1 protein-coding gene is annotated in these 1,371 nt (G+C 61.6%); it reads left to right on the top strand.

All coding sequences use genetic code 11. The annotated features are described in order from the left end of the window. Nucleotides 1-281: 281 nt before the first annotated feature. Nucleotides 282-1,371 (top strand): HAMP domain-containing protein (locus tag XH88_RS25675; protein WP_271671037.1); only part of this gene is annotated, 1,090 nt, incomplete at its 3' end.

The following is a 1,371-nucleotide window of genomic DNA, read 5'->3' as shown; positions in this document are numbered from 1 at the left end:
GGTGCTGAACTCCGCCAAGACGCTGTCGTCCGAAAGCGCCCGTCTCCGCGCCGAGCTCGATCGCTTCATGGCGAACATCCGGGCAGCTTAAGGTCCGGGGCCGCTCGACGTCCGCCGAACGTGATGTAAGCCGGGACGCCCATTCCCGCGTCATCTAACCGCAAGTTGCGCTGTGGTAAATTTACCGCAGCTTATCCTTTGCCCATTACCGTGCATGCGAGTCGGGGAGCGGGCTGCTGCCGGGCTGCGCCGGGTTTTGCGCGAATGGAATGGGGTGGGGAATGTCCATCAAGTCGAAGCCGAGCTCTTTGAGGCTCTTCACCTTGCGTTTTCGTGCAAAGATCATCCTCGGCTTCGTGGCGGTGCTCGCCATCCTCGCCGTCAGCATGACGTTCGCCTATTTCGGGTTCGAACGAATCGCGGGCGCGGTCGCCTCCTACCGAGCCAGCGTGGCCGAAGCCGACCTGGCGCGGACCATCGATCGCGAGTTGATCAGCTACCAGGGATTGACCCGGGCCTACACGCTGACTGGCGCGGCGGACGACGAAACGGCGGCCAAGGCGGCCGAAGGAAACCTGAAGGCGGCGATTGCGAAATCGATGTCGGCTACGTCAGGGGCGACGCGCCGCGAAGAACTCGGCAAGCTCGAGGCCGAATTCCAGCGATTCACCAAGGTATTCAGCGAGATCATCACGCTGACGCGTGAGAACAACAAGATCGCGACCGACGAGCTGAACAGCGTCGGCAACAAGATCCGCTTCAAATTCGACGACCTCGCCGATACCGCGGCGCTGGCTGGCCTCGCCTCGGTCCAGACCACGGCCAAGGACATTACCTCGCAATATCTCGCGGTCTCCACCTCGGTCGGCGCCTTTGTCGCCAAGCCGGAGCCGAAGACTGCGGACGGCGTGATCGCTCGCATCAAGTTTCTGGAGACGTTGCTGGTCTCGATCTATGCCAACGATCCGAAGATCACCGACCGAGTCACCGAAATCGGCAATTTGCTGAAGCAGTACCGCGCCTCCTTTGCGAAACTGTCGGAGAATGTGAAGATCATCATCAAGTCGAATGGCGAGATGACCAAGACGGCTGCGTCCATCCTTAAGCTCTCGGCCGAGTTGCGGTCGAACCTGTCGGCCGATCAGGAGCGTATTGAGGTGAGCGCAAATGCGACGATCGGAGAAACCGAGCGGCTGATGGTGATGCTCGCGCTCGGCGGTCTTACCGCCGGGGCCGTGCTGGCGCTGATGCTCGGCAACGGCATCTCGCGGCCGATGGTCGCGATGTGCAAGGCGATGCGCGAACTGGCTTCGGGCAATTTCGATGTCGTGCTGCCGGGTCTTGGCCGCAAGGACGAGATCGGCGAGATGG

The organism is Bradyrhizobium sp. CCBAU 51627, from assembly GCF_028128765.1.
Classification (GTDB): domain Bacteria; phylum Pseudomonadota; class Alphaproteobacteria; order Rhizobiales; family Xanthobacteraceae; genus Bradyrhizobium.
Note: the sequence above shows the minus strand (reverse complement) of the source record. Positions and strands in the feature narration are given on the sequence as shown.